The sequence below is a fragment of the Pandoraea anapnoica genome (genome assembly GCF_902459765.1).
In the GTDB taxonomy this organism is placed as follows: domain Bacteria; phylum Pseudomonadota; class Gammaproteobacteria; order Burkholderiales; family Burkholderiaceae; genus Pandoraea; species Pandoraea anapnoica.
The window spans coordinates 224429-251035 of the sequence record NZ_CABPSP010000006.1; the positions used below are offsets into that span (position 1 = coordinate 224429).

General features: G+C 64.0%; 23 protein-coding genes. 13 read left to right on the forward strand and 10 right to left on the reverse strand.

Features of this window, described 5'->3' with window-relative positions; genetic code table 11:
* Positions 1-43: 43 nt before the first annotated feature.
* From cyoA to PAN31117_RS12440, 6 genes are all read left to right on the forward strand, one after another.
* Positions 44-1003, forward strand: coding sequence for a ubiquinol oxidase subunit II (gene cyoA / locus PAN31117_RS12415; protein WP_442417691.1), 960 nt, complete (start codon positions 44-46; stop codon positions 1001-1003).
* A gap of 3 nt (positions 1004-1006) precedes the next feature.
* On the forward strand, positions 1007-3013 hold the full coding sequence (gene cyoB / locus PAN31117_RS12420) for a cytochrome o ubiquinol oxidase subunit I (protein ID WP_150577355.1): 2007 nt from the start codon (positions 1007-1009) through the stop codon (positions 3011-3013).
* Positions 3013-3648, forward strand: coding sequence for a cytochrome o ubiquinol oxidase subunit III (gene cyoC, locus PAN31117_RS12425; RefSeq protein ID WP_150738455.1), 636 nt, complete (start codon positions 3013-3015; stop codon positions 3646-3648). Before cyoB ends, cyoC begins: the two co-directional genes overlap by 1 nt.
* A complete protein-coding gene (cyoD, locus tag PAN31117_RS12430) occupies positions 3645-4016 on the forward strand; it encodes a cytochrome o ubiquinol oxidase subunit IV (RefSeq protein WP_150738456.1) in 372 nt (123 codons plus the stop codon). The genes cyoC and cyoD overlap by 4 nt, the downstream gene beginning before the upstream one ends.
* A 2-nt stretch (positions 4017-4018) precedes the next feature.
* The gene (locus PAN31117_RS12435) at positions 4019-4945 is read left to right on the forward strand and encodes a LysR family transcriptional regulator (RefSeq protein ID WP_150738457.1); all 927 of its coding nucleotides are present in this window, start codon (positions 4019-4021) and stop codon (positions 4943-4945) included.
* A 128-nt stretch (positions 4946-5073) separates the two neighbouring features.
* Positions 5074-5799, forward strand: coding sequence for a hypothetical protein (locus tag PAN31117_RS12440; protein WP_150738458.1), 726 nt, complete (start codon positions 5074-5076; stop codon positions 5797-5799).
* A gap of 5 nt (positions 5800-5804) precedes the next feature.
* Here PAN31117_RS12440 and PAN31117_RS12445 read toward each other — a convergent pair whose 3' ends face one another.
* The 3 genes from PAN31117_RS12445 to hpnC all read right to left on the reverse strand — a co-directional run bounded on the left by PAN31117_RS12445 (position 5805) and on the right by hpnC (position 9081).
* Positions 5805-6983, reverse strand: coding sequence for an NAD(P)H-dependent flavin oxidoreductase (locus PAN31117_RS12445; protein ID WP_150738459.1), 1179 nt, complete (start codon positions 6981-6983; stop codon positions 5805-5807).
* Positions 6984-7097: 114 nt separating this feature from the next.
* Positions 7098-8048, reverse strand: coding sequence for a DMT family transporter (locus PAN31117_RS12450; RefSeq protein WP_246189048.1), 951 nt, complete (start codon positions 8046-8048; stop codon positions 7098-7100).
* A 178-nt stretch (positions 8049-8226) separates the two neighbouring features.
* Positions 8227-9081, reverse strand: coding sequence for a squalene synthase HpnC (gene hpnC, locus PAN31117_RS12455; protein WP_150738460.1), 855 nt, complete (start codon positions 9079-9081; stop codon positions 8227-8229).
* Positions 9082-9310: 229 nt separating this feature from the next.
* Here hpnC and hpnD point away from each other — a divergent pair, with 229 nt between their 5' ends.
* The 6 genes from hpnD (at position 9311) to PAN31117_RS12485 (ending at position 15141) form a co-directional block, all read left to right on the forward strand.
* Positions 9311-10159 carry a presqualene diphosphate synthase HpnD gene (gene hpnD, locus PAN31117_RS12460; RefSeq protein ID WP_150738461.1) on the forward strand — a complete coding sequence of 283 codons (849 nt, stop codon included), beginning with the start codon at positions 9311-9313 and terminating at the stop codon, positions 10157-10159.
* Positions 10159-11412 carry a hydroxysqualene dehydroxylase HpnE gene (gene hpnE, locus PAN31117_RS12465; protein ID WP_150738462.1) on the forward strand — a complete coding sequence of 418 codons (1254 nt, stop codon included), beginning with the start codon at positions 10159-10161 and terminating at the stop codon, positions 11410-11412. The genes hpnD and hpnE overlap by 1 nt, the downstream gene beginning before the upstream one ends.
* A 218-nt stretch (positions 11413-11630) precedes the next feature.
* Positions 11631-13595 carry a squalene--hopene cyclase gene (gene shc, locus PAN31117_RS12470; RefSeq protein ID WP_150738515.1) on the forward strand — a complete coding sequence of 655 codons (1965 nt, stop codon included), beginning with the start codon at positions 11631-11633 and terminating at the stop codon, positions 13593-13595.
* Positions 13596-13713: 118 nt separating this feature from the next.
* The gene (locus tag PAN31117_RS12475; protein ID WP_150738463.1) at positions 13714-14409 is read left to right on the forward strand and encodes a phosphorylase; all 696 of its coding nucleotides are present in this window, start codon (positions 13714-13716) and stop codon (positions 14407-14409) included.
* A gap of 122 nt (positions 14410-14531) precedes the next feature.
* Positions 14532-14858: an RICIN domain-containing protein gene (locus tag PAN31117_RS27810; RefSeq protein WP_150738464.1), complete on the forward strand. Its 327-nt coding sequence runs from the start codon at positions 14532-14534 to the stop codon at positions 14856-14858.
* Complete coding sequence (locus PAN31117_RS12485) at positions 14851-15141, forward strand: hypothetical protein (protein WP_150738465.1); 291 nt, start codon at positions 14851-14853, stop codon at positions 15139-15141. Before PAN31117_RS27810 ends, PAN31117_RS12485 begins: the two co-directional genes overlap by 8 nt.
* A 135-nt stretch (positions 15142-15276) precedes the next feature.
* On the opposite strand, the gene PAN31117_RS12490 is transcribed toward PAN31117_RS12485, so the two are convergent.
* The 5 genes from PAN31117_RS12490 to PAN31117_RS12510 all read right to left on the reverse strand — a co-directional run bounded on the left by PAN31117_RS12490 (position 15277) and on the right by PAN31117_RS12510 (position 20587).
* Positions 15277-16479: a glycosyltransferase gene (locus PAN31117_RS12490; protein WP_150738466.1), complete on the reverse strand. Its 1203-nt coding sequence runs from the start codon at positions 16477-16479 to the stop codon at positions 15277-15279.
* Entirely contained in the window at positions 16476-17471 is a 996-nt protein-coding gene (hpnA, locus tag PAN31117_RS12495) for a hopanoid-associated sugar epimerase (RefSeq protein ID WP_150738467.1), read from the reverse strand. The genes PAN31117_RS12490 and hpnA overlap by 4 nt, the downstream gene beginning before the upstream one ends.
* On the reverse strand, positions 17472-18593 hold the full coding sequence (gene hpnH / locus PAN31117_RS12500; protein ID WP_150738468.1) for an adenosyl-hopene transferase HpnH: 1122 nt from the start codon (positions 18591-18593) through the stop codon (positions 17472-17474).
* Between the two features lie 23 nt (positions 18594-18616).
* On the reverse strand, positions 18617-19576 hold the full coding sequence (ispH, locus tag PAN31117_RS12505; protein WP_150665728.1) for a 4-hydroxy-3-methylbut-2-enyl diphosphate reductase: 960 nt from the start codon (positions 19574-19576) through the stop codon (positions 18617-18619).
* Positions 19577-19936: 360 nt separating this feature from the next.
* Complete coding sequence (locus PAN31117_RS12510) at positions 19937-20587, reverse strand: MlaC/ttg2D family ABC transporter substrate-binding protein (RefSeq protein WP_150738469.1); 651 nt, start codon at positions 20585-20587, stop codon at positions 19937-19939.
* 257 nt (positions 20588-20844) lie between these two features.
* Here PAN31117_RS12510 and hpnN point away from each other — a divergent pair, with 257 nt between their 5' ends.
* Entirely contained in the window at positions 20845-23481 is a 2637-nt protein-coding gene (gene hpnN, locus PAN31117_RS12515; RefSeq protein ID WP_150738470.1) for a hopanoid transporter HpnN, read from the forward strand.
* Positions 23482-23581: 100 nt separating this feature from the next.
* Here hpnN and dxs read toward each other — a convergent pair whose 3' ends face one another.
* On the reverse strand, positions 23582-25486 hold the full coding sequence (gene dxs, locus PAN31117_RS12520) for a 1-deoxy-D-xylulose-5-phosphate synthase (RefSeq protein ID WP_150738471.1): 1905 nt from the start codon (positions 25484-25486) through the stop codon (positions 23582-23584).
* A 21-nt stretch (positions 25487-25507) separates the two neighbouring features.
* Positions 25508-26581 carry a 2-aminoethylphosphonate aminotransferase gene (locus tag PAN31117_RS12525; RefSeq protein ID WP_150738472.1) on the reverse strand — a complete coding sequence of 358 codons (1074 nt, stop codon included), beginning with the start codon at positions 26579-26581 and terminating at the stop codon, positions 25508-25510.
* Positions 26582-26607 lie beyond the last annotated feature (26 nt).

The following is a 26607-nucleotide window of genomic DNA, read 5'->3' on the forward strand; positions in this document are numbered from 1 at the left end:
CGTCGCCGCAGCGATGGCGATGGTGCCCATGAGCGGCTGCACGATGGAGTTGTTTGACCCCAAAGGTAGTGTCGGCGAGCAGGAAAAACACCTGATCCTGATCGCGCTGGGTGTCATGCTGCTTGTCGTGATCCCGGTCATCGTGCTCACGCTCGTGTTCTTCTGGCGCTACCGCGAGACCAACACCGCGGCGACCTACTCGCCGAAGTGGTCACACTCCACCAAGATCGAAGTCGTCGTGTGGACGATTCCCGTGATCATCGTTGTAGCGCTTGCCGTGATGATCTGGGAGACGACCCACAAACTCGACCCCTATCAGCCCATCGAACCCATCGCCGCCGACAAGCCGCCGGTGCGCGTGGAAGTCGTGGCGCTGAACTGGAAGTGGCTGTTCATCTACCCGGACTACAAGGTTGCCACCGTCAACAAGTTGGTGCTGCCGGTCGATACCCCCGTGGAGTTCAAGATCACGGCCGAGTCGCTGATGAATGCGTTCTTCATCCCGCAACTGGGCAGCATGGTCTACGCGATGTCGGGCATGCAGACCAAACTGCACCTGATCGCCAACGAGACCGGCACTTACGCGGGGATGTCGTCCGCCTATAGCGGCCCGGGCTTCTCGGACATGCACTTCAAGGCGCACGTCACGTCGCAGGGCGACTTCGACAAGTGGGTCAGGCAAGCGCAGGCCGTGCCCGACACGCTCGACGCACCGACCTACGTGAAGCTCGAGCAGCCGGGCACCGCTGCGCCGGTCGCCATCTACGCCAACGTCATGCCGGGCCTGTTCGACGCCGTCGTCGGCAAGTACATGGGGCCGATGGATGGTCGCATGCAGGGGACGCAAGGCATGCGTGTCTCGGGCAACAGCGCCATCGACGACATCATCGCCGCCGCCAATTGCCGCGTGGACGGCCAACTGGACAGCCGCGCGCTCCTCGCGCAGCGTCCCGAGCGCGAGGTCGGTGCACAACCCGCGTCGCAGCGCGCGCTCACGGAGTAAGTCATGTTCGGAAAACTCGATCTCGACGCCATCCCACTGCACGAGCCCATCATCATGGGCACGCTCGTCGTGGTGCTGCTGGGCGGCGCGGCGCTGCTCGGCGCCATCACGTACTTCAAAAAGTGGGGCTATCTCTGGACGGAGTGGATTACCTCCGTCGACCACAAGCGCATCGGTGTCATGTACATCATCCTCGCGCTCGTCATGATGCTGCGCGGCTTTGCCGACGCGATCATGATGCGCGCGCAGCAAGCCATCGCCGCCGGTGGCGAAGCGGGCTATCTGCCGCCGCATCACTACGATCAGATCTTCACGGCGCACGGCGTCATCATGATCTTCTTCGTGGCCACGCCGCTGGTGCTGGGCCTGATGAACGTGATCGTGCCGTTGCAGATCGGCGCGCGCGACGTGGCGTTTCCGTTCGTCAACTCGCTGTCGTTCTGGCTCTCGGCGATGGGCGCAGTGCTGGTCATGATGTCGATGTTCGTCGGCGATTTCGCCGCGACGGGCTGGGTCGCGTATCCGCCGCTCTCTGAGCTGGGGTATAGCCCGACGGTCGGGGTGGATTACTACATCTGGTCGCTACAGATATCGGGGCTAGGCACCACGCTGACCGGCATCAACTTCATCGTCACGATCCTGCGCATGCGTGCGCCGGGCATGAACCTGATGAAGATGCCGGTGTTCACGTGGACCGCGCTGATCACCAACATCCTGATCGTCGCCGTGTTCCCGGTGCTGACCGCCACGCTCGCGCTGCTCACCGCCGACCGCTACCTCGGCATGCACTTCTTCACTAACGAACTCGGCGGCAACGCCATGATGTACGTGAACCTGATCTGGATCTGGGGTCACCCGGAGGTGTACATCCTGATCCTGCCCGCGTTCGGTGCGTTCTCGGAAATCATCGCCACGTTCTCGCGCAAGCCGCTGTTCGGCTACAAGTCGATGGTCTACGCCACGTCGTCGATCGGCATTCTGTCGTTCTTCGTCTGGCTGCACCACTTCTTCACGATGGGGTCGGGCGCGAACGTGAACGCCTTCTTCGGCATCATGACGACGATCATCTCGATCCCGACCGGCGTGAAGCTGTTCAACTGGCTGTTCACGATGTATCAGGGCCGTATCCGTTATCACTCGGCCACGCTCTGGACCATCGGCTTCATGGTGACGTTCGCCATCGGCGGCATGACTGGTGTGCTGCTGGCTGTGCCGGGCGCGGACTTCGTGCTGCACAATTCGCTGTTCCTCGTGGCGCACTTCCACAACGTGATCATCGGCGGCGTGGTGTTCGGCTGCCTCGCGGGCATTACGTTCTGGTTCCCGAAGGTCTTCGGCTTCACGCTCAACGAACGTTGGGGCAAGTTCTCGTTCGCCTGCTGGCTGATCGGCTTCTACCTCGCGTTCATGCCGCTGTACGTGCTCGGCTTCAAGGGTATGACACGCCGCATGAACCACTACGTGCAGGCCGACTGGCAGCCGTACCTCATTGTGGCGGCGGTCGGTGCCGCAGTGATCGGTCTGGGCATTCTGTCCTTCGGCGTGCAACTCGTCGTGAGCATTCGCGACCGCAACGCCAACCGCGATCTGACGGGCGATCCGTGGGACGCGCGCAGCCTGGAATGGGCGACGTCTTCGCCCGCGCCGTTCTACAACTTCGCGCACGTGCCGCACATCGACTCGCTGGAGCAGCATTGGGACGACAAGGAGCGCGGTCTGGCCTATGTACAGCCGACGCACTACGAAGATATCCACATGCCGCGTAACACCGGCACCGGGTTCATCGTCTCGGCGTTCAGCTTCGTGATGTGCTTCGCGCTGATCTGGCACATCTGGTGGCTGGCCGGTGCGAGCCTGATCGCGACGATTGCCACGTTCCTGTGGCGCACCTACGACCGCGACGTCGATTACTACGTGCCGGCGGCCGAAGTGGAGCGTATCGAAAACGCCCGCTTTGCCGACCTGCGTGCCGCGCATCGCGCGCATCAATCCCTGCAAAAGGCCGCCTGATGTCCTCGGCATCCCTTCACACCTCACACGGTCACGGCACTGCTGCCGGAGCCGACGCCCACGCTCACGGGCACCACGACGCAGGAGCTACGACGACGCTCGGCTTCTGGATCTACCTGATGAGCGACTGTCTCATCTTTTGCGTGCTGTTCGCGACGTTCGGCGTGCTCGCCGCGAACACGGCAGGCGGCCCGACAGGCCGCGAGCTGTTCGAACTGCCGTTCGTGCTCGGCGAGACGATGTTGCTGCTGCTCTCGAGCTTCACGTTCGGGCTGGCATCGCTGTCGATGCGTCCGGGTAACGAGAGCGTCGTCCAGCGCTGGCTCTGGATCACGTTCGCGCTGGGCGCGGCGTTCGTCGCGATGGAAGTCTACGAGTTCTCGGCGCTGCTGCACGAAGGCGCAGGCCCGGGGCGCAGCGCGTTCCTCTCGGCGTTCTTTACGCTGGTGGGCACGCACGGTCTGCACGTCACGTGCGGCCTGCTTTGGCTCGTGGTGATGATCCATCAGATCGGACGCTTCGGTTTTGATCCGGTCGTGCGTCGCCGTCTGCAATGCCTGAGCCTGTTCTGGCACTTTCTGGACCTCGTCTGGATTTGTGTCTTCACCTTCGTCTATCTGCGGGAGTTCGTATGACGAGCGCGCAAGTTCACGACCACGGCGCTTACGCCTCGCAGAGCCATCTGCGCGATTACATCATCGGGTTCTTCCTGTCGCTGGTGCTGACGTTCGCGTCATTCGGCGCGGTCATGCTCAAGCTCGTGCCACCCGGCTGGGGGCTGGCGACCATCGTCGTGCTGTGTGTGGCGCAGTTGGTGGTGCAACTGGTGTACTTCCTGCACATCGGGGCGAAGCGCAGCCAGCGTCAGAACTCGGCCATCTTCCTGTGCACGGCCGGACTGATTGCGATCATCGTCGCGGGTTCGTTGTGGGTGATGCATAACGCCAACGAGAACATGATGCCCACGCACATGTCCATCGACCGGGCGAAGCTGCGCGACTGACCATGGACCGCCTCAAATGCATGGAGGTGTTCGTGCAAGTGGTACGCGCCGGTAGCCTGTCTGCCGGTGCGGCCGCCTGTGGGATGTCGGCCGTCACGGCCACGCGCCACGTGCAGGCGCTCGAAGCCCGACTCGGCCAGCCGTTGCTGCGCCGAGCCGGGCGGCGTCAGATGCCCACCGAACTCGGCGAGCGCTATTTCACCGAGTGTGCGGAAGTGCTTGCGCGGGTCGAGACGGCTGACGCTTTGGGCGACGGGGGGCCTGCGGGGGCACTGCTTGCGTCGGCGATCTCGCGGCCCGTCGGCCAGATTCGTGTGTGCGCACCTACAACCGTCGGCTCGCATCTGCTCATGCCGATTTTCGCGGAGTACTTGCAGACGCATCCGGACGTGGCGCTCGACCTCGCGCTCAAGGACCGGGCCGTCGATCTGGAGGAAGAGGGCATTCACGCCGCATTTCAGGCGGGCGGCAATCCCGAACCGGGGCTGGTCGCGCACACGTTGCGCGGCGTGACGCGCGTGGCGTGCGCGTCGCCCGGCTATCTCGCGCGACGCGGCGTACCCCGTCAGCCCGCCGACCTGGCTGGACACGACTGTCTTGGCTTTCGTTACGACGAAGTGCTGGGGCGATGGGCGTTTGCTCCGGCGGGGGCGGTGGGCGATGCCCGTCTCATCGCGCACAATCCGCTCGCGCAGCTTCAGGCGGCGGTGCATGGCATGGGCATCGCGCTGCTGCCCGAGTATTTGCTCGCGCCTGAGGTGGAGGCGGGGCGTCTGGTGCGTGTGCTCGAAGCGCAGGCGCAATTGAGCGAACCAATGCATCTCGTTCATCTGGCGGGGCGCTACGTGTCGTCCAAGCTCGACGATTTCGTGCGCTACATGGTGGCCAAGCTGGGGCCGGACGCTTGTCCGGTGGCATCATCGGTTTGACGGCGGCCTGAGCGGTCTGATTCGGCGGTCACAAACTTCGGCTAAGATGCAGCCATCGACGTCGTGGCCGATGCGATATCTCAAAGAGCGGGGCCTTCCGAGCCCGCCATCCCTTTGATCCGGCAATCATGCTATCTGGCAAAGCATTGCGACGCCTGTTCGCCTGCACCTTTGCGGGCACGGCGCTTGTCTGGACGACGGCGGCGCTAGCGCAACCGCCGCAATACACGAACGACGCGGAGTTGATGGGCGCGGCGATCGCGTCGCCCGAGGGCGTTGGTCAGGTGCTGGACCGACTTGTGCAGAAGTGCGGGCTGTATAGCGAGACGACCAAGGCGCACGGGAATGCCGTGCTGCGTGCATGGCAGGCGCGGCATCGCGACTATCTCACTGAGGGCCAGCGCGTGCGCGACGAACTGCGCGCCGTCTACACCGACCCTGAGGCGCGTCAGCGCTTCGACGATCTCCTGACTAACCAGTTTCCGAAGCTCGTCGAACGCCAGTTCGTCGTGTACTCGAACACCATCGACGATCAGCCGACGCAATCCGCCAAGGCGGAGATGTGCGACGGCTATTTCAATGCGGTGGACGAACGTCAGTTCGATCTCAAAGTGAACGACCCGGCACTCGCGGCGTTTTTCGACAAGCGGATTGCCGAGCGGACGACGGTGCGTGCCCCGGTGCCCGCCGAACCGACCGGGCGCATCGATGCCGTGCGGGACGCAGCGGGCGTGCCTGCGTCCGGTGTGCTGTCTGCACCACTTACCTCACCTCCTACTACGCCTTCGACTCAGCCTTCAACTCAGCCCCCGGCGTCAGCACCGGTCTCGACACCTTCAGCCCCCGCCAAGTAGGCCTGTCAGGCGGCGGGTGCGACGTCTGCGTCTGTGGGGCGCTCCCCCGTGAGCAAGTAACGCATCAGGTCCGCCACGGGACGAATGCGCTCGCCGAACGGCAGCGGATCGCGGCCACGGAAGAAGAGGCCGCGGGCGACATCGCCACGCACGGCTTGTGCGAGCTTGAGGTCGATGCAGAACTGACCGATGCGCGCAACGCCGTCACGCAGGCCGCACGCCTGCAAGCAATCGAACCCCTCCAGGCACTGACGCACTTTCGCCTTCGCCTGCAAGGCCGTCTCGCGGGAGAGATACTTTTTCAGCCACGGCGTGAGCACAGCCCGCGCGGGTAAGCCTGCAACGCTGGTGAATTCGGCGATGTCTTCCGGGCGCGCACTCGCCAGCACTTGCTTGAAGTCGGGATGCGCATCGGACTCTTCGGTGACGGCGAAGGCCGTCCCCAACTGAACGCCTGCCGCACCCTGCGCGAGCCAATGCTTCACCTGCTCGTGACGATAGATGCCGCCCGCAACGATCAGCGGCACCTGCGTCCACTCGATGCCCAGCGAAGCGTAGATCTCACGGCACTCTGTGAGTACGCGATCGAACGAAAAGCGCGCATCGCCCAGATCCTCGATGCGCGACGCGCCGAGGTGGCCGCCCGCGTGCGCCGGGTGCTCGATGACAATGGCGTCCGGCAGTCGGCCCTTCTTCATCCACTTGCGCAGCACGAGACTGACGCCACGCGAGTCTGACAGAATCGGGATCAGGGCGATGTGCGGATGCGCGGCGGTGAGTTCCGGCAGGTCGAGCGGGAGACCGGCGCCCATGACGATGGCGTCCGCGCCGCTCTCGCACGCCTGACGCACGAGCGACGCATGCGCGCTCACCGCCTTCATGACGTTGACCGCCACGAGACCGTTGCCGTCGGCAATCGCTTTGGCTGCGCGGATTTCGCGGTCGAGGGCGATCAGGTTGACGGCTTCGATGGCGGCTTTGCAGTTGGACTTACCCGGTGTGCCGTCCACCTGGGCGAGCAGATCGGGGTGATGGTGGCGCAGGTCGATGCTCGCAATCGTCCCCATGCCGTTATGCTTCGCCACCGTGCCCGCCAGCCGGTGCGCGGAGATGCCGATACCCATGCCGCCTTGTACCACCGGCACCAGCCGGCGGCCGGCCAGCGTCAGCCATTGCTCGTTCATGTCAGATCCGTTCGTCGAAAAGTGCTGGCGCGCGAAAGCATGCGGCTCAGCCGTTCCGGCAGTCTGGCATTCGCTTCGCGAACGGTTCTTGCGATGGGTCAAGCGCGGGCGCGCTCAGGCGGGGTCTTCGGTGCGGCATGGCGTCGCAGCGCGCGGCACGGTGCCGAGTGCAATGCCGCCGACGATCAGGGCGAGCGCGATCCAGACGTCCAGCCCGAGCGACTCGCGCAGGATCAGCGCGGACGCCAGCGTGCCGACCACGGGCACGCCGAGCAGGCCGAGCGACGTGACGCCCGCTGGCAACTGACGCGTGACCACACCCGCCAGCCAGTACGCGATGCCGCCGCCGACCACGCCGCCATACGTCAGCAAGGCCGAGAAACCGGCCCAGCCGGTCACGCGCGGTGCGCCGTCGACGACGAACGCCAGTGTGCACAGCATGACGCTTGCCAGCAGCAGTTGCCACGGGCTCAGTTCGAACGGGCCGTTGACCCACCGGTGCGCGCGCATATGCACGATGGCGATTGCCCACACGAACGCGGACAGCAGCACGAGGGCATTGCCGAGGATGGCGTTGTGGTCGTGCCAGTCGAACGCGATGGGGTTGAACATCACCAGCAGGCCGAGCAGGCCGCACGCCAGCCCGAGCAGGCGTCGCGGGGTGAGCGCCTCGCCCAGCCACAGGCGAGCGGCGGGCATCACCCAGAGCGGCGTGGTGTAGGCGAGCACGGCGGAGCGTCCGGCGCTGACGTATTGCAGGCTGAGCGCGACGAGTAGTGAGAACGCCGTCATGTGCAACAGGCCGACGCTCAGGATCACCGGCAAATCGCCCCGGCGCGGCAGCACGAGACGACGACTCAGCGCGCAGATGACAAACAGTGTCGCCATGCCGATGGCCGAGCGAAGCGCAGTGCTCCACCACGGCGAGACGTGAGCGAGGAGTGCCTTGCTGACCGGCCAGTTCACGCCCCAGGTCACGATGACGATGGCGAACAACACCCCGGCGTGCGAGCGCACTGGCGAACGGTTCGAGGCGAGACGTTGCAGACTGGCTGGCAGGTTCACGTGCCCGGACTCCGTGAGGGATGGACGGGGCGTTCTGCGGCCGGGGACCCGAACGAGACTTTGGAGCCGTCCGGCAGGTAGAACGCGCTATCCCATCACGTTAGGGTAGGCGTGGAGGGTAGAGAAGCGCCAACGCTGAGGTATTCGTTGGTGCCACGGCGCCGAAATGCCCGAGCGCTCAGGCCTTCGGCGGTCTGCCGCTCAGCTTCATGCCAAGGCCGCGTAGGAAAACGCGGATGCCGTCGCTCTTGCCCAGTTGAGGGCGATGACGGAAGACGTCGTAATCGACGGCTTCGATCATGTCGAGAATGCGCAGGCCGCCGTGCACCACGCAGCACAGTTCCAGCCCGAAGCGGCCCGGCACGCGGTTCGCCAGCGGTGCGCCACGCAACATCATCTTGCGGGCGAAGTCGACTTCGTAGCGCATGAGCGCGCGGAACTTGTCGTCGTACTTGTGCGCGCCGATGTCGGCGTCCGTCACGCCGAAGCGGGCCATGTCGTCCTGCGGCAGATACACGCGCGCCTTGCGCCAGTCGACCTCCACGTCCTGCCAGAAGTTGATCAGTTGCAGCGCCGAGCAGATGTCGTCGGAGCAGGCGATGTTTTCCGGCGTGTCGAGCTTGAACAGGCCGAGCATGATGCGACCGACCGGATCGGCCGAGCGGCGCGTGTAGTCGCGCAGGTCGGCAAACGTGGCGTAGCGCTTGGTCTCGATGTCCTGATCGAAGGCGGAGAGCAGGTCGGAGAACGGTTGCACCGAGAGGCGGTGTTCGGCGATCACCCGGGCGAGGGCGGCGAAAAGCGGCATGTCGGGTGACGTCGGCTGCCCGGCGGCGATCTTGTCGAGTTCGGCCTGATAGGCGGCCAGCCCGGCGTGGCGCTCGGCGTTGGTGGCATCGCCCTCGTCGGCAATGTCGTCGGCCGTGCGGGCGAAGTTGTAGATCACGCCTACCGGCGCGCGCATTTCGCGCGGCAGCAGGACACTGGCGACCGGGAAGTTCTCGTAATGCTCGATCTTGGCGTCGGAAGTCATCGGGTGATGCGTGTGAGGCGAACGTGAAGCGAATGAGGGCCATGCCGCTTCGAAATTTGGTTTCGAAGGTCGAAACCCCGGAGCGGCGCGCGATGCCCCGAGATTCTATGTCATCGCCCCTCATCCTGTCGGGAAAGTCGTGCCAAACCCCGGTATACTTCACCCTTTGCCAGATTTCTCTGGGCCTTATAGCAGTGTCACCCTGTTCCCCTGTACGACGAGGAGCCTCGTGAGCGTCGCCGAACCGATCGAAATTTCGCCTGAGCAAAGCAGTGCACGCGTGGCGTCGGGCAGCAGTTTTTACGCTGCCATGCGCATTTTGCCGCCCGCGCAACGCGAAGGCATGTTCGAGATCTACGCCTTTTGTCGTGCCGTGGACGATATCGCCGACGACGGCGACGACACGTCGGCGAACCGCATGGCGCGTCTGGCCGTGTGGCGGCGCGATCTGGCCGATCTTTACGACGGCCGTCCGACGCCTTCGCTGGCCAATCTCGCCCGCGCCGTCAAGCAATTCGGCCTGAAGCACGAAGACTTCCTCGCGGTCATCGACGGCATGGAAATGGATGCCTGCGGTCCCATCGTCGCCCCCGACCTGCCCACGCTCGACCTGTATTGCGATCGTGTGGCTAGCGCCGTCGGCCGTCTGTCGGTCAAGGTGTTCGGCATGCCCGAGCAGGACGGCATCGATCTCTCGTATCACCTCGGCCGTGCGCTCCAGTTGACGAACATTCTGCGCGATATCGACGAAGATGCGGGCATTGGTCGCGTCTATCTTCCGCGTGAAACGCTGGCGGACGCCGGTATCGTCGGTGCGACACCCGACATGGTCGTCGCGGCCCGTCTCGATAAGGCGTGTGCGCCGCTCGTGGCGCAGGCGCGTGAGCATTACGCCCGCGCCCGCACGATCATGGCGCGCCATCCGCGACGTGTCGTGGTGGCACCGGCCGTGATGGCGAAGGCATACGGCGCGATTCTCGACAAACTCATTGCGCGCGGCTTCGCTGTGCCCCGCGAGCGCGTGCGTGTGCCGCGCTGGCGCCTCATTCTGATGCTCGTGCGGCAGATGGTTTTCTGATGGCGGGTACCGTTCACGTCATTGGCGCTGGCCTGGCTGGGCTGGCCGCCGCCGTCAGACTCGCCACGCGCGGCGTTGCCGTGGTGCTGCACGAAGCCGCACCGCAGGCCGGTGGACGTTGCCGTTCGTACTTCGACAAGCAACTGGGTGCCGTGATCGACAACGGCAACCATCTGGTGCTTGCGGGCAACACGACGATGCGCGAGTTCACGCGCACCATCGGTTCCGAGCACACGCTGACCGGCCCGGATCGCGCCGAGTTCGCGTTCGTCGATCTTGAAAGCGACGAACGCTGGACGGTGCGGCTCTCGGAAGGGCGTCTGCCGTGGTGGATCTTCGACAAGCACGCCCGCGTGCCCGGCACGAAGTGGTCGGACTATCTGTCGCTCGCGCCGCTGCTGCGCGCCGGGCCGGACGCCACTATGACCGACGCCATGAATTGCCCGCCGATGCTGTACAAGCGGCTGATTCATCCCCTGTTCCTCGCGGTGCTCAACGCCGATCCGGCGGAGGGATCGGCGCAGATGGCCGGGGCGGTGCTGCGCGAGACGCTGGTGCCGGGCGGCAAGTCCTGCCATCCGCTGATTGCCACGCAAGGGCTGGACGTCTCGTTCGTGACGCCCGCGCTGGCGTATCTGAAAGCGAAGGGCGCGCGCGTGATGATGCAGCACCGTGTGCGCGAATTGCATTTTGCCGCCGACGGCAGCCGCGTCGAAGCGATTGATTTCGGCGACGGGCCTGAGCCGCTGGCCGCCGACGATGCCGTGGTGCTGGCGGTGCCGCCGAATGTGGCGGCGTCGCTGGTGCCGTCGCTCACGGCACCGGACGAGTACCGTGCCATCGTCAATGCGCACTACCAGGTGCCGCCGCCGCCGGGCTGCCCGCCGATGATCGGCGTGGTGAACGGTGTGAGCGACTGGATTTTCGCGTTCGACGGCCGTCTCTCGGTCACGATCAGCGGGGCCGACCATCTGCTCGACGAGTCGCGTGAAGCGCTCGCGCTTCGCATCTGGGAAGAGGTTGCCAAGGCTTGCAAGATTCCGTCCACGCCGATGCCGGTGTGGCAACTGGTGCGCGAGAAGCGCGCCACGTTTGCGGCGACGCCCGCGCAGGACAAGCGTCGCCCCGGTGCGAAGACGCGCTGGCGCAATCTGCTGCTGGCTGGCGACTGGACGGCTACCGGCCTGCCCGCGACCATCGAGGGCGCACTGCGCAGCGGGAATCTGGCAGCCGATCTGCTGCACCGGGCCTGACCGGTTGCGGCTGTCATTGCGGCTGTCATTGCGCGTGTCACTGCGACTATAAATGTTTAACCGGCGCTTAACGCGCGCCGCTCTATCGCCTTTGAATAGGCAAGAACGCCATGGATACGATACGCGATGCTTCCGAAAAGGAAGCGCGACGCACGGCCGCTGCCACGGCTGTGGACCTCAAACTGCACACCGAACTCGCTCAAAAGGTGAGTACGGCGATGGCGACGCAGACGCTGGAAACCGGTATCGACCGCTCGATCACGGCGCTGCTCGATCTGCAACAGGACGACGGTCACTGGCTGTTCGAACTGGAAGCCGATGCGACGATTCCGGCCGAGTACGTACTGCTGCGTCACCATCTGGGCGAGAAGGTCGACGCCGAGCTCGAAGCGAAGATCGCTGTGTATCTGCGTCGCATTCAGGGCGAGCACGGCGGCTGGCCGCTGTTCCACAACGGCAAGTTCGACATGAGCGCGAGCGTGAAGGCGTACTTCGCGCTCAAGATGATCGGCGAGCCGATCGATGCGCCGCACATGGTGCGCGCGCGCGAAGCCATCATTTCGCGTGGCGGGGCGCAGAATTCGAACGTTTTCACGCGCATTTTGCTGGCGCTCTACGGCGTGCTCGAATGGAAGGCGGTGCCGATGATGCCCGTCGAAATCATGCTGCTGCCGCAGTGGTTCCCGTTCCATCTGTCGAAGGTCTCGTACTGGGCGCGCACGGTGATTGTGCCGTTGCTCGTGTTGCAGGCCAAGCGCCCGCTCGCGCGCAATCCGAAGGGCGTGACCATCGACGAACTGTTCATCGGCAGCCCTAAGGATGTTGGTCCGCCCAGGCGCGCCCCGCATCAGAGCCGCTTCTGGTTCACGTTCTTCTCGGGTGTCGATCACGTGCTGCGTGCGCTCGATCCGTTCTTCCCGAAGAAGCTGCGCGAGAAGTCGGTCAAGCGCGCGGTCGAGTTCGTGGAAGAGCGTCTGAACGGTGAAGACGGCCTCGGCGCGATTTATCCGGCGATGGCCAACGCCGTCATGATGTACGACGTGCTCGGTTACCCGGAAGATCATCCGAGTCGGGCGATTGCCCGCAAGTCGGTCGAGAAGCTGGTGACGCCGGCCGATCACGAGACGTACGTGCAGCCGTGTCTGTCGCCGGTGTGGGACACCGCGCTTTCGGCCCATGCGTTGCTGGAAACCGGCGACAAGCGCGCTATCGAACTGGCGGGCAAGGGGCTGGAATGGCTCATCCCGTTGCAGATTCTCGATGTGCGTGGCGACTGGATCTCGCGCCGTCCGAACGTGCGTCCGGGGGGCTGGGCCTTCCAATTCGCGAATCCGCACTATCCGGACGTGGACGACACGGCCGTGGTCGCCATGGCCATGGACCGCTACGAGAAGCTCGCTGGCACCTTCGAGAACGACAAGGTCGATGCGAGCGCGCGTCCGATGCGTCATGCGATCGATCGCGGCACGGAGTGGGTCATCGGCATGCAGAGCAGCAACGGTGGCTGGGGCGCATTCGAGCCGGAAAACACGCATCTGTACCTGAACAACATTCCGTTCTCGGACCACGGTGCGCTGCTCGATCCGCCGACGGTGGACGTCTCTGCGCGCTGTCTGTCGATGCTCGCGCAATTGCCGCAGTCGCCTGAGCGCCGTGCGTCGGCCGATCTGGCGCTGAAATACATCCTCGACGATCAGGAAGCCGACGGTAGCTGGTACGGCCGCTGGGGCATGAATTTTGTGTACGGTACGTGGTCGGCGATGTGCGGTCTGGCTGCGGCGGGTATTTTGCCGGAACACCCGGCGATGGCCCGTGCTGCGCAGTGGCTACTCTCGATCCAGAACGCCGACGGCGGCTGGGGCGAGGACGGCGACAGCTACAAGCTCGAATACAAGGGCTATGAAGCCGCACCAAGCACGTCGTCGCAAACGGCCTGGGCCCTGCTCGGGCTGATGGCGGCGGGCAAGGCCGATCATCCGGCGGTCAAGCGCGGTGTCGATTACCTTCTGAACACGCAGAACGACGAAGGGCTGTGGGACGAGGAACTGTACACCGCGACGGGCTTCCCGCGCGTGTTCTATCTCCGCTACCACGGCTATCGCAAGTTCTTCCCGCTGTGGGCGCTCGCGCGTTTCCGTAATCTGACGGTGCGCAACGACTGCCCGGTGCCTTGCGGGATGTAAGCACGTCACATCGACGCACATCGCCTGCTTCAGGTATCGTCGCCCCGGCATCGACCGTTTTCGCGTTGATCGTCGGGGCGATTCGTTTTGTTGTCATCCCCATCCCATAAGGAAGTGCATGAGCCAGCCCATCATCGTCGTGACCGGTATGCCGTTCGAGGCCCGCATCGCCAAGGGGGAAGGCGTGCGTGTGGTCTGCGCGCAGAACGCCACGCTGGCGGCGGAGCTGGAGGCTGTCATCGCCTCAGAGGGCGCGCGCGGGCTGGTGAGCTTCGGCACTGCGGGCGGGCTGATTCCCGGCGTGAAGCCGGGGCAGTGGATCATTGCGCACAAGGTGCTCGACATGCCACAGCAGGCCCGTGAGTCCGTCACGTCGATCCCGTGGGCCGAAGCGCTGCTTCGTGCGTTGCCGGCCGCACTACGGGCCGATCTGGCCGGGGTGACGGCACCGGTGGTGATGGCGGAGGACAAGGCGGCGCTGTTTCGCGAGAGCGGGGCGGCGGCGGCCGACATGGAGTCGCATATCGTCGCGCGCGTGGCACAGAGGCATGGGTTGCCGTTCGTGGTGGCGCGCGTGGTGATCGATCCCGCAGAGCGCTCGTTGCCCCCGGCGGCGCTCGCCGGTATGCGGCCCGATGGCTCGGTGAATTTGCTTGGCGTGCTGGGATCGCTTGCGAAAAACCCGCTGCAACTACCGGCATTGCTTCGCGTGGGGAAGGACGCGGGACACGCGAAGGATGCGATGCGCCACGGACGTCAGGTTATTGCGCTGCGACTCGGGGAAGGGTTTGGTGCGGTGGCGGCAGGGATTTGACGTCTGTTCTCGCGCGCCTGATGACAGTCGCCGTAGGTAAATCGGAAAAAACTGTCAACGTTGACAGGTGCCCGAACGCCATTTATTGCCTAGATTGAAGTTAGCTTCCTCTCTCGGATGTCTTGACGCTCTACCGGTGTTTGAAGCAAGCCAGCGAGGTCTTCAGTCATGACGCGGAATACAAGATGCGTCTTGTGAGCAATCCAGAGCAGTGCCTGACGGTGAAAAGTGATGATCGGGTCGGTATGGAAGCATGCGCAAATACAGGCCGACAACAGTGGTTGAGGGTGCGTAGAACGAGCGCCTACTTCAATCCGGGAACGGGCCGACGCCTCGACCTCCAGATCAATGCCGTCGTGGATGCACCGATTCGGGTGTTCAAGTGCACGGGCAATGAGTTCCGGCAGTGGACATTACTTTGTCAAATGTCAGGGGGCGATCATGTTTAAAGTTACTGAAGTAACAGCGATGAAGCAAGTGTCTGACGAAGATGTCTGCATCTCGATTACAGGCGAGGGATTCGCAACGGTTACGGCCGTCTACTTCGTGCATTTGCCAACGTCGAAGATGGTGTACGCGAGCAGCTTCAAGATAGTCGATGACAAACAGGTTGATGCGGTGGTTCCAAAATTCACCACAGCCCCGATGAGAGCGTACGTCCACGCCGACGTCCCTTTTGACGGGCAAGTCTTGCAGGCAGTTGGGTTCGCTCAGTTCCTCTACATCGTCTGACAGCCAGGCAAGACTTCAATGCCTTCTCGTTCGCTGCTGGGCACGCAGGTCGATCGATGCGAAACGCTCATGACTTCTGTGAGATGAGTGGCGACGTCGGCGTTGGCCGCCATCGCCTCTCGGATTCGTCCGAATTCAAACGTCCGACGATTGCTGGCCGCGCGCCTGCGCACGGCCCTTCCACATGCCGCCGCGACCGCGCCAGTGTTGCAGCGCCGAGTCGAACGTGAAGACGGTATAGAGCGCGGCCACAAGCGGCAGCATCGGACCGAAGCTCGACGGCTGACGGTAGAAGCGCAGCATCGGCAGGTACGAAATCGTCATCGCGATCCACGCAAAGAGGCCCAGCCACTGGCCGATGCCCGAACCGAAGATCGTCATGACCGGCGGCACGATGAAGGTCAGCAGCAACGAGAGGATCGTGCCTGCCAGCAGCACCGGCGAGTATTGCAACTGCGCGTAAGCCGTGCGCGACACCATCTTGCGAATCTCGCCGAGGTTGTCGTACGGACGCACGCTCACGGCACGCTCCGTCAGTCCCAGCCAGATCGGACCTTGCTTCTTGAGCATGCGTCCCATAGCGCAGTCGTCGATGATCTCGTCGCGAATCGCTTCGATGCCGCCACCGGCTTCGAGCGACGGCCGATGAATCAGCATGCAGCCACCGGCGGCGGCGGCCATCTTCTTCTTCGGATCGTTGACCCAGGCGAACGGGTACAGCATCTGGAAGAACAGCACGAATGCCGGAATCAGCGTGCGCTCGAACCATGCCGTGCAACGCAGCTTCGCCATGAGTGAGACGAGCACGCGGTTATCGCCCGTCGCTCGCGTCACCAGACGGCGCACGTTGTCGGGCGAATGCGCGATGTCGGCGTCTGTGTGCAGCAGGTATTCGGGGCGGATGCCGTCGTCGTTGGTCGCTACATCGCTCGCGAACGCTACGCCCTGACGCACAGCCCACATCTTGCCGGTCCAGCCACCGGGCAGCGGTTGGCCCGAGAGGACATCCACGCGACGCGTCAGGCCGTCGGCGGCGGCCCGGGCTGCGGCTTCACGGGCGAGGTCCGCCGTGCCGTCGCTGCTCTGATCGTCGACGACGACGATGCGCAGGCGTCCCGCGTAATCCTGACGGCAAAGCGACTCGACCACCTGACCGATCGATTCGGCCTCGTTGCGCGCCGGAATGACGACGGCAACGGCAGGCCACACGGCCGGGGCGGGCAGACGGTCTTCGTTCAGATCGTCGCGCTCACGCGCACGCCAGAAATCGCCTTGCGAGATCAGCAGGTAGATCCAGATGGCCAGCGATAACGCGGCGATCCAGGCCAAAACAGTCATGAGAGATATCCGGCAGAACCAAACCAGGCGAGCGCGTCGCGCAGACCTTCGGGATAGGCGCGGGCGGTGTAGCCCAGCTCGCGTTTGGCCTTCTCCGAGGAGAAGAACATGTGATAACGCGACATCTTCAGGCCGTCGACCGTGACAAACGGCTCGCGGCCGGTGAAGCGCGCCACGCCCTGTGCGGCCATCGCGAGCGGATACAGCGGCCAGCGCGGCAGGGCGATCTTCGGCGCTTTGCGTCCGACCATGCCAGCGATGCTGGCGAGCATGTCGCGCAGCAGCACGTCGTCGCCGCCGAGAATGTAGCGCTCGCCGATGCGCCCACGTTCAAGCGCCAGCAAGTGGCCTTCGGCGCAGTCGTCGACGTGCACGAGATTGAGGCCCGTATCGACGAACGCTGGAATCTTGCCTTGCGCGGCTTCGACGATGATGCGCCCGGTGGGCGTGGGCTTGATGTCGCGTGGCCCGATGGGCGTGGACGGATTGACGATCACGGCGGGCAGGCCATCGTTCGCAATCATGCGCTCGACCAGACGTTCGGCCGCGACCTTGCTGCGCTTGTACACGCCGATGGTCGTGGCTTCTTCGTTCGGGGAGGTTTCGTCGACAGGGCCGGTGGCGTCGTGCACTCGCAGCGTAGCAACGCTGCTGGTGTACACCACACGTTCGACGCCTGCACGCAGCGCGGCTTCCATGACCGTGCGCGTGCCGTCGATATTGGCCCGCATGATGTCGTTGGGATCTTTCGCCCAGAGGCGGTAGTCGGCGGCCACGTGGAGCAGGGCGTCCACACCGGTGAGCGCGCGCTGCATCGATGCCGCGTCGCGCATGTCGCCTTCCACGACCTCGACAGGCAGGTCGGCGAGGTTCGCCCGGGGGCTGGTGCCGCGCACCAGCAGGCGAACCTCATGACCGCGCGCGAGCGCCGTACGTGCTACCGCAGAACCGACGAACCCGGAGGCGCCGGTGACCAGCACTCGCGACGGCATTTACGCCTTGGCCCGGCGCAGTTCGTCGAGCTTGATCTCGACGTGCTTCGAGAACACGAACTCGGCCGGACGCTGCTTGGCGAACGAGATGTCGTCCGCCATCTTGCCTTCGGTACGCACACCCTTGAGGGCCACGCCGAGCGCACGCAGTGGGTGCGAGATGGTTTCGTTCACGGCCGTCGCTTCGAAGCCGCTGTGAACCATGCAGTCGGCGCACTTCTCGTAGTTGCCCACACCGTACTTGTCCCAGTCGGTGGTGTCCATCAGCTCCGTGTACGTCTTGGCATAGCCTTCGCCGAGCAGGTAGCACGGACGCTGCCAGCCGAACACCGTACGCGTCGGGTTACCCCACGGCGTGCAGTGGTACGAACGGTTACCAGCGAGGAAGTCCAGGAACAGGCTCGACTGGCTGAACGTCCAGTTCTTGCCGCCGTTGCCGCGCTTGAGAATGTCGCGGAACAGTTGCTTGGTCTTCGAACGGTTCAGGAAGTGCTGCTGGTCCGGAGCGCGCTCGTAGGCGTAGCCCGGCGACACGGTGATACCGTCGAGGCCCAGGTCCTTCGTCGAATCGAAGAACTTGGCGACCTTTTCCGGATCGGCGTTGTTGAACAGCGTGCAGTTGATGTTCACACGGAAGCCGCGCGACTTCGCCAGCTTGATGGCGGCCACGGCGCGGTCGTAAACGCCTTCCTGCGACACGGCGGCGTCGTGCATTTCACGGTCGCCGTCGAGGTGGATCGACCACACGAAGAACGGGCTCGGCTCGTAATCGTCGATCTTCTTTTCGAGCAGCAGGGCATTCGTGCACAGATACACGAACTTCTTGCGCGCGATGATGCCCTTGACGATCTCCGGCATTTCTTTGTGCAGCAACGGCTCGCCGCCGGCGATCGAGACGACCGGTGCGCCGCACTCGTCCACGGCGTCGAGCGAGTCTTTGAGCGAGACGCGCTGGTTCAGGATGGGATCCGGATAGTCGATCTTGCCGCAGCCCGAGCATGCCAGGTTGCAGCGGAAGAGCGGTTCGAGCATCAGCACCAGCGGGTAGCGCTTGTTGCCCTTGAAGCGTTGCTTCATCAGATAGGCGCCAACATACGCCTGTTGCAGGAAGGGGATGGCCAAGTTCGGCTCCTGTTCGTATAGCGTTAGCCAGCGACCGCGTGGCGTGCGGCGACCGGCTCGTCTTTGGTCAATTCCGACGGCAAGCGGAACTGGATGGTTTCCTCGATGCCGTCCATGAGAGTCACTTCGACCGTGTCGATGCGACGCAGCGCATCGATCACGTCTTCGACCATGCGCTCGGGCGCGGACGCCCCTGCGGTAATGCCGATGCGGGCTTTGCCGCGCACCCATTCCGGATTTACCTCGGAGCCGTCGGCCACGAGATAGCTCGGCAGCCCCATTTCGGAGCCGATTTCGCGCAGGCGGTTCGAGTTCGAGCTATTCGTCGCCCCGACCACGAGCAGTACGTCCACACGCTCGCACAGCTCGCGCACGGCGGTCTGGCGATTCTGCGTGGCGTAGCAGATGTCTTTGGTGTTCGGGCCGACGATATTGGTAAAGCGACGTTGCAGCGCAGCAATGATACCGCGAGTCTCGTCGACCGACAGCGTGGTCTGCGTGACGTACGAGACCGGCGTGTCGATGGCGAGCGGCAGGGCGTCGACATCGGCCTCGGTCTGCACGAGGTGAACCGGACCGTCGATCTGGCCCATCGTCCCCTCGACTTCCGGGTGTCCGGCGTGACCGATCAGAATGACTTCGCGGCCAGCTGACACGTAGTTCTTGCCTTGAATGTGCACCTTGGTGACGAGCGGGCAGGTGGCATTGAGCACCTTCAGACCGCGAATCTCCGCTTCCTGCTCGACGACGCGTGCGACGCCATGCGCGCTGAAAATGGTGACAGCGCCCGCAGGGGCTTCGGACAACTCGGCGATGAAGCGCGCACCCTTCGCCTTGAGCGAATCGACCACGTGTTTGTTATGGACGATCTCATGGCGAACGTAGACCGGCGCACCGTATTTTTCCAGCGCACGCTCTACGATCTCGATGGCACGTATGACACCCGCACAAAACCCGCGGGGTTGGGCAAGTAAGACTTGCATTCAGCTCTCCGGCTCAGGTCGGCCGGGATGGCGGTTTCTATCGGGTTTCCATGCGCCTGGGATCAAGGCGCGGTAGAGGGTACGAGGCCAGTTTCGATGGCAAATCGTACGCACCCGCGGGGGGACCGCCGTCCGGTCGTTTGACAAGCGACGATTGTAACCGCCGCCGCCAAATATTGCTGACGACCCCCGGTAGGAGAGCGTCGGCAAGTGTTGCATAAATGTTGACGAATCGGCGCTTATCTGGATAAGTTCTGCGCCGATTCTGCCGCCATTCCCCGGAAACATCGGAGAACGGTATTTCAATGCGCCCGGCTGGAAGCTGAAGGCCTCCGAGTAGTCCTGCTTAAGTTGTTGATTTTATTTGCCGAAACGCTCGTTCTTCTCGCGCAGGTAGGCGATCAGGCTGTCGATGCCCCCCTGAGCGATGCGCGCCTTGAACTGCGGCTGATACAACTGGATGAGCCAGGCGTTGGCCACGTTCTCGCCCATCATGTTGATGTCGTAGATCTTCCAGCCCTTGTCGGTCTTCGTAAGACGGTAAGCGACCGACAGGTTGTCGCCCGTGCCGCTGACGGTCGCGCCGACTACGACGTCGCTGCTATTCGCCGTGAGTTTCGCGGGATCGAACTTGAACGTCAGGTCGTTGCCGCGCACTTGCGAGAGTTGCAGCGCAAAGGTGTTCACGAGCAGTTGCTGGAACTGTTCGAAGACCTGCTGTTGCTGGGTGGACGTGGCGGCATCGAAGGCCTTGGGGCCGACCGCAAAGCGCGTGGTGCGCAGGAAGTCGGCATACGGCAGGAAGTCGCGGGCGACGACGCGCGCCGTGGCGGTGACATCACCGGTCTTGGCCGCCGGATCGGCCTTCACGCCCTTGACGACCGTCTCGACGGCCGTCTTCACCATGTCGTTCGGATTGGCGCTTGCCTGGGCCCAGGCACTGGATACGGTCGCTACGCTGCCGATACCGCTCAATGCAACGGCAGCCACCGTCATCAGGAATTTATTCATGCCAGCTTGTCTGAATAGGTTGGATTCGGGGGTAGGCCGTAGTGTAGTGCACGTGACGCACACCCGGCCCCTGTATACTGCTGCGATTTTGTAAATTCACTGTTCACTGCGCATTCTCCGGGCTGATCGACGCACTTTCTCCGCGATTGGTTCCTGATTGCCGCCAATGTTTAACCTTTCGTTACGTGTTGATGGGGGGCGGCGGGCTATGCGTCGGACGTCACAGTGAGACTCCCACTTTCTTCCGGAACCGCTTCATGCTGACTTCGCTCGTCGTGCGCATCGTCCGTTTTTCGGCGAAGCACGCGTACCCGGTCATCTTCGCTTCGCTGCTGCTCGTGGTGGCCAGTTGTGTGTACGTCGCCAAGCATTTCGCGATCAACACCGACGTCTCCAGCCTGATCGATCTGAATACCCCGGCCGCCGAACGCGGTCGTGAAATCGACCGTGCGTTCCCGCAGAAGACCGATCTGACGCTGGCCGTCGTGCAGGCACCCGCCGCCGAGTTCGCCGACAAGGCTGCGGCTGAGCTGGCGGCTAAGCTGGAAAGCGAGACGGATGTGTTCCGCGCGGTGAGCCGCCCCGGCGCGGGCGAATTCTTCGTGCATAACGCATTGCTGTTCGCGTCGACGGACGACGTTAAGTCGCTCACCGGCAAGCTCGAAGACGCCAAACCGTTGCTCAACCGTCTCGCGCAGGATCCGAGCCTCGCGGGTCTGTCGAACCTGCTGTCGGTGACGTTGCAGACGCCGTTGCTGACCGGTCAGGTGAAGCTCTCCGATATGTCGCGCCTGCTGGGCAACGCGGCCGACGCCTCGGAGGCCGTGCTCGCTAATCGTCCGGCCGCGATGTCGTGGCGCGCGCTGGTCGCGCCCGATACCGTCGCGCGCAGCTACGTTCAGGTGCAGCCGGTGCTGGATTACGGCGCGCTCGAAGCGGGCGCCAACGCGGCCATGCGTATTCGTGATGCCGTCGCCGACCTGAAGCTCGCAGAGCGCTACGGCGCGACGGTGCGCCTCACCGGCCCGCGTCCGCTGTCGGATGAGGAGTTCGCGTCGGTGCGTCAGGACGCTGGGCCGAACGCCGTCATCACGCTGCTGGCCGTGCTCGTGGTGCTGTGGCTGGCCGTGCGCTCGGGCAAGATGATTCTCGCGGTCTTCATCACCTTGCTCGCGGGGCTTGCCGTCACGTTTGCGCTCGGTCTGATGATGGTCGGCGCGCTCAACATGATTTCCGTGGCGTTCGCCGTGCTCTTCGTCGGTATTGGTGTGGACTTCGGCATTCAGTTCGGCGTGCGTTATCGGGAAGAACGTTATCGTCTGGAACACGACGAAGGCAAATCGGGCGACGAAGTGTTGCGCGGCGCATTGGGTGGAGCAGGCAAGCAGATTGCCATGCCGCTTACGCTTGCCGCAGCGGCCACGGCGGCAAGCTTCTTCTCGTTCCTGCCGACGGACTATCGCGGCGTATCCGAACTGGGCCTGATCGCGGGTGTCGGCATTCTGTGCGTGGCGTTCCCGTCGGCCATTACCTTGCTGCCTGCGCTCATCAGCGTGTTCAAACCGAAGGGCGAGCCGAGCCCGCCAGGCTTCCGCAGCCTTGGGCCGGTCGACGATTTCACCGAAAAGCACCGCAAGCCGTTGCTATACGGCACGCTCGCGCTGGTCATCGCCGGGCTGCCGTTGCTCGCGCATTTGCACTTCGATTTCAATCCGCTGCATCTGAAAGATCCTCATACGGAGTCGATGGCGACGCTCATCGATCTGTCGAATTCGCCGGAAGCGGGTGTCAACGATGTGCAGTGGCTCGCGCCGAACCTCGCGGATGCCGACGCCGAAGCCGCAAAGCTGCGTGCCGTGCCGGAGATCGGCCGCGTGGTGACGCTCACCACGTTCCTGCCGTCCGACCAGCCCGCCAAGCTGGCGATGATCGACACGGCGGCGAAGTCGCTGCTGCCGGTGCTCACGCAAACGCCGCTGGCCGCTGTGCCGGATGCAACGCGCATCTCGGCGCTCAAGACGGCCGCAGGCCAGTTGGAAGACGCCGCACTCGATTACCCGGGCGAGGGCGCAAAGCAAGCGCAGCGTCTGGCGGCGGCGATGCGCAAGCTCGCAGCGGCCGATCCGGCCACGCGCGACCGTGCGGACCGCGCGATTGCCGACCCGCTGAAGCTGGCGCTCGGTCAACTGCGAGACGCGTTGCAGCCGAAGTCGGTGACGCGCGAATCGTTGCCGAAGGACATCGCGTCGCAGTGGGTGGCCGCTGACGGGCGTGCCCTCGTCAACATCTCGCCGCGCGTGGAGAAGGGCGCGGACCCGAGCGACGACGCGATGCTGCGCAAATTCACCGAGGCCGTGCTGCGTACGACGCCGGACGCGGTAGGCGGTCCGATCTCGATTCTGCGCTCGGCCAACACGATCATTCGCGCGTTCATCGAGGCGGGGGCGTGGGCCTTGCTGTCGATCACGATTTTGCTGTGGCTGGCGCTGCGCAACTTCGGCGACGTGTTGCGCACGCTGGTCCCGCTGCTGGTCTCGGCGGCCGTCACCCTTGAAGTGTCCGTGCTGATCGGTTTGCCGCTGAACTTCGCGAACATCATCGCGCTGCCATTGCTGCTGGGTGTGGGGGTAGCGTTCAAGATCTACTACGTGATCGCGTGGCGTCACGGGCAGTACCGCTTGCTGGCGTCCGGTCTCACGCAGGCGATCGTGCTGTCTGCGGCGACCACGGGTATCGCGTTCGGCAGTCTCTGGCTGTCGCATCACCCGGGCACGTCGAGCATGGGCAAGCTGCTGGCGCTGTCGCTGGTGTGTACGCTCATCGGCGCTGTGTTCTTCCAACCGGTGCTGATGGGTAAGCCGCGAGAGAAAGCGGGGACGCCGAAGCAGTCCTGAGCACACGGAAGCTGAAAGGCAATAAAAAACGGCACCTAGAGGTGCCGTTTTTCTTGGGTGCGACCACTCAGCCGTCGCTGTCCGTGTATGCCGTCAAATGCTACACAGCCTCGACCGCCCCACCGAGACGCTCAGCCATCGCCCGGCGAATCGAGGCCGTGATGCCCGGCACATCGAGGCCGACGGACGCCAGTTGTTGCGCGGGCGTGCCCTGATCGATGTACGTGTCGGGCAGACCCAGTTGAAGCACAGGGACCAGCACACCGTTGGCATTGAGTGCTTCCACGCAGGCGGTGCCTGCACCGCCCATCACCGAAGCTTCTTCGAGCGTCACCAGGAGGTCGTGCGTGCGCGCCATCTCCAGTACCGTCGCTTCGTCCAGCGGTTTGACGAAGCGCATGTTGACCACGCTCGCGTCGAAGGCTTCCGCCACTTGTTCGGCCAGCGCGACCATCGACCCGAAGGCCAGAATCGCGACGCGTTTGCCAGCGGGGGCGGCGCTCTGACGGCGCACTTGCGCACGGCCGACCGGCAGCGTCGACAGACCTGCTTCGGTCTTCACGCCGGGGCCGGTGCCGCGCGGATAGCGCACTGCGCTCGGTCCATCGATGCCCAGCGCCGTCTGCAACATCTGACGGCATTCGTTCTCGTCGGCCGGGGCCATCACGACCATATTCGGGATACAGCGCAGATAGGCGATGTCGTACGCGCCCGCATGGGTCGCACCGTCCGCGCCGACCAGACCGCCGCGGTCGATCGCGAAGAGGACCGGCAGATTCTGCAGGGCGACATCGTGGATCAACTGGTCGTAGCCTCGCTGCAGGAACGTCGAGTAGATCGCGACGACCGGCCGCAGACCTTCCGTCGCCAGTCCGCCCGCGAACGTGACCGCGTGCTGCTCGGCAATGCCGACATCGTAGTACCGGTCCGGAAAGCGCTTCTCGAATTGGACAAGGCCGGAGCCTTCGCGCATGGCTGGCGTCACGCCGACAACGCGCTTGTCTGCCGCGGCCGCATCGCACAGCCATTCCCCGAACACCTGCGTGTAGGTCTTGGCCGAAACGGTGCCCGGTGCGGCCGGACGAATGCCTTCGCTCGGATTGAACTTGCCCGGCCCGTGGTACAGCACGGGGTCGGCTTCGGCCAGCTTGTAGCCACGGCCCTTGCGCGTGACCACATGCAGGAACTGCGGCCCCTTGAGCGCCTTGATGTTCTCGAGCGCAGGGATCAGCGCGTCGAGATCGTGGCCGTCAATGGGACCGAGATAGTTGAAGCCGAATTCCTCGAACATCGTCCCCGTGGGCGAGACGATGGCTTTGGCATGTTCTTCGAGCTTGTGCGCGAGTTCGCGCATCGGTGCGGGCGCGTTGCGCAGCAGATTGCGCACGCTCTCCTTGCCAGCCGAATAGAACTGACCGGACATCAGGCGCGTGAGGTACTGATTGAGCGCGCCGACCGGTGGCGAGATCGACATATCGTTGTCGTTGAGCACGACGAGAAACGGCAGATCGTCGTAGACACCGGCATTGTTCAGCGCTTCGAAGGCTTCGCCCGCCGTCATCGCGCCGTCGCCGATCACGGCAATGGCGTGACGCTTTTCACCCTTGACCTTGCTGGCCAGCGCCATGCCCAGTGCTGCCGAAATCGACGTGCTCGAATGCGCCGTGCCGAACGTGTCGTACGGCGATTCGTCGCGCTTCGGAAAGCCCGACAACCCTTGCCACTGACGCAGCGTCGGCATGGCTTCGCGTCGGCCCGTCAGAATCTTGTGCGGGTAGGTCTGATGACCGACGTCCCACACGATCCGGTCGTTCGGCGTGTCGAAGACGTAGTGCAGGGCGATCGTCAGCTCGACGGTGCCCAGATTCGACGACAGGTGCCCGCCGGTGCGCGAGACGTTCTCGAGCACGCAGGCGCGCAGTTCGTCGGCGACGCGGCGCAATTCAGGACGCGAGAGCGCGCGCAGTTCGGCAGGGGAGTGGAGGCTGGCTAGCAAATCTGTCATGGCTGAACGTCCGTCCCCGGCTTACTTCACCAGCCGGGCAAAGGAAGCCAGCAGGCGATCGATGTCGGCCGCCGTGAGGTTGCCCATCGTCGAGATACGGAACAGTTCCTTCGACAGACCGCCCTGACCGGCGTAAATAACGAAGCCGTCGGCCTTGAGCCAGTCGTGCAGACGCGGATAGTCGACGCCAGCAGGCAACTTGTAGGCACGCAGCACCACCGACGATTTTCCCGGAGGCAGCACGCTGTCGATGCCCAGTGCGGCCAGACCGGCGCGCGCTTGCTCGGCGAGCGCGCCGTAATGCGCGTGACGCTTTTCCCAGCCACCCGCATCTTCCAGTTCGCGCAGGGCTTCGACGAGCGCGTAGTACGCCTGCACGGACGGTGTGAACGGCGTGTTGCGCTCGGCTTGCAGCTTGGCGAGGCGCGCGATGTCCAGATAGTAGGTACGGGCGAACGCCTTTGCGAGGGCTGCCTTGCGTACGAGCACGAACGACACGCCCGGTACGCCGTGCACGCACTTGTTCGCGGTTGCGGCCACGGCAACGATAGCCGAGTCGTTGAAATCGATGGCTTCGGCAGCGAAGCTGCTCACGCCGTCGACCAGCAGGTCGATACCGCGCTCACGGCACACGCGCGAGATGCCCGTCAGATCGTTCAGACGGCCGGTAGTCGTCTCGTGGTGAATGATCGCTACGTTCGTGTACTTACGGTCACCGGCGGCGTCCAGCTTGGCGACGATCTGCGCCAGATCCGGCGCTTGCATCCATTCGAAATGGATGACATCGTGATCGATGCGATATTGCTTCGCGATCTGCGAGATGCGCTCGCCGTACACGCCGTTCTCGACGATTAGCAGGCGGCCGCCTTCCGGCACGAGGCCAGCCGTCATGCTCTCGACGGCCGCCGTGCCCGAACCGGTCATCAGCACCGGCGTCCACACCGCGGGGTCGAGTCCATAGACAGCCGTCAGACGCGCGCGGGCTTCATCCTGCAAGTCGAAGAATTCAGGCTCGCGGTGGCACAGATCGGGTTGCAACAGGCTTTTGCGAACACGCTCGGTCAGGGTAACGGGGCCCGGATTCAGTAACAGCATGGCGAAGCTTCCTCGGCAGATATCGT

Excerpts from the sequence above, each read along its gene's own strand:
- cyoA (WP_442417691.1), top strand. The coding sequence starts at position 44 with ATGGAGTTGTTTGACCCCAAAGGTAGTGTCGGCGAGCAGGAAAAACAC.
- cyoB (WP_150577355.1), top strand. The coding sequence starts at position 1,007 with ATGTTCGGAAAACTCGATCTCGACGCCATCCCACTGCACGAGCCCATC.
- cyoC (WP_150738455.1), top strand. The coding sequence starts at position 3,013 with ATGTCCTCGGCATCCCTTCACACCTCACACGGTCACGGCACTGCTGCC.
- cyoD (WP_150738456.1), top strand. The coding sequence starts at position 3,645 with ATGACGAGCGCGCAAGTTCACGACCACGGCGCTTACGCCTCGCAGAGC.
- PAN31117_RS12435 (WP_150738457.1), top strand. The coding sequence starts at position 4,019 with ATGGACCGCCTCAAATGCATGGAGGTGTTCGTGCAAGTGGTACGCGCC.
- PAN31117_RS12440 (WP_150738458.1), top strand. The coding sequence starts at position 5,074 with ATGCTATCTGGCAAAGCATTGCGACGCCTGTTCGCCTGCACCTTTGCG.
- PAN31117_RS12445 (WP_150738459.1), bottom strand. The coding sequence starts at position 6,983 with ATGAACGAGCAATGGCTGACGCTGGCCGGCCGCCGGCTGGTGCCGGTG.
- hpnC (WP_150738460.1), bottom strand. The coding sequence starts at position 9,081 with ATGACTTCCGACGCCAAGATCGAGCATTACGAGAACTTCCCGGTCGCC.
- hpnE (WP_150738462.1), top strand. The coding sequence starts at position 10,159 with ATGGCGGGTACCGTTCACGTCATTGGCGCTGGCCTGGCTGGGCTGGCC.
- shc (WP_150738515.1), top strand. The coding sequence starts at position 11,631 with ATGGCGACGCAGACGCTGGAAACCGGTATCGACCGCTCGATCACGGCG.
- PAN31117_RS12475 (WP_150738463.1), top strand. The coding sequence starts at position 13,714 with ATGAGCCAGCCCATCATCGTCGTGACCGGTATGCCGTTCGAGGCCCGC.
- PAN31117_RS12485 (WP_150738465.1), top strand. The coding sequence starts at position 14,851 with ATGTTTAAAGTTACTGAAGTAACAGCGATGAAGCAAGTGTCTGACGAA.
- PAN31117_RS12490 (WP_150738466.1), bottom strand. The coding sequence starts at position 16,479 with ATGACTGTTTTGGCCTGGATCGCCGCGTTATCGCTGGCCATCTGGATC.
- hpnA (WP_150738467.1), bottom strand. The coding sequence starts at position 17,471 with ATGCCGTCGCGAGTGCTGGTCACCGGCGCCTCCGGGTTCGTCGGTTCT.
- ispH (WP_150665728.1), bottom strand. The coding sequence starts at position 19,576 with ATGCAAGTCTTACTTGCCCAACCCCGCGGGTTTTGTGCGGGTGTCATA.
- PAN31117_RS12510 (WP_150738469.1), bottom strand. The coding sequence starts at position 20,587 with ATGAATAAATTCCTGATGACGGTGGCTGCCGTTGCATTGAGCGGTATC.
- hpnN (WP_150738470.1), top strand. The coding sequence starts at position 20,845 with ATGCTGACTTCGCTCGTCGTGCGCATCGTCCGTTTTTCGGCGAAGCAC.
- dxs (WP_150738471.1), bottom strand. The coding sequence starts at position 25,486 with ATGACAGATTTGCTAGCCAGCCTCCACTCCCCTGCCGAACTGCGCGCG.
- PAN31117_RS12525 (WP_150738472.1), bottom strand. The coding sequence starts at position 26,581 with ATGCTGTTACTGAATCCGGGCCCCGTTACCCTGACCGAGCGTGTTCGC.